We start from the raw sequence: 835 nt of genomic DNA, 5'->3' as shown, positions 1-835 counted from the left end.
TAGGGCCTGTTAACGCAAATTGACAAGATGGTTAGCTTCGCCCAAAAATGCGGCGATGCAACTGACTCGCGAACAATTCGAATTGATTGCCCCACTGCTGCCGCGCCAGCGGGGCAACGTGCGGCTGGACAATTTCGTGGTGGTCAACGCCATCCTGTACGTCGCAGCCAACGGCTGCAAGTGGCGCGCACTGCCCAGCCACTACGGGCCGTGGCACAGCATCTACACGCGCATGAGCCGCTGGGCCAAGGCCGGTGTGCTGGATGCCGTGTTTGAGCGCCTGCAGAGGCAGCGTCTGATGCAGGTTCGCATTGAGGCGGTGAGCCTGGACTCGACGATCATGAAGGTGCATCCGGATGGCACGGGTGCGCCGAAAAAAACGGCCCCCAGGCCATCGGCAAGAGCCGGGGCGGATGGAGCACCAAACTTCATTTGGTTGCCGCGAGTGCCGGCGACGTTGTGACATGGAGCCTGACGCCGGGGCAGACGGCCGACGGCCCCGAGGGGCGCCGGTTGATCGAGGCAATGGGCGGGCCACGGGAGGCTGGAGACGTGGCGCTGCTGATGGACAGCGCCTATGAAAGCGATGCCACGCGTGAACTTGCCCAGCAGTTGGGCTTCGTGCCGGTCGTGCCGCCCAATCCGCAGCGCAAGCGGCCTTGGTCATTGGACAAGCCACGCTATCGGCGTCGCAACGAGGTCGAACGGCTGTTCCGCCGGCTCAAGGCCTGGCGCCGTGTGTTCACCCGCTATGACAAGACCGATGTGATGTTTGCGGCCTTCATCACCGTATCGCTCATCGCTGAGGCCCTTCGGTTGCGTTAACAGGCCCTAG

Annotated in this window: 1 protein-coding gene; it reads left to right on the top strand. The window is 63.1% G+C overall.

The window, feature by feature from the left end; all coding sequences use genetic code 11:
* Window positions 1-55: 55 nt before the first annotated feature.
* A protein-coding gene (locus tag HW932_RS21460; RefSeq protein ID WP_176978482.1) for an IS5 family transposase occupies window positions 56-825 on the top strand; the annotation gives its coding sequence in 2 pieces (ribosomal slippage) (window positions 56-371 and window positions 371-825; 771 coding nt in all).
* Window positions 826-835 lie beyond the last annotated feature (10 nt).

It is taken from the genome of Allochromatium humboldtianum, from assembly GCF_013385175.1.
Classification (GTDB): domain Bacteria; phylum Pseudomonadota; class Gammaproteobacteria; order Chromatiales; family Chromatiaceae; genus Thermochromatium; species Thermochromatium humboldtianum.
This window is presented reverse-complemented; position numbering and strand designations above follow the sequence as displayed.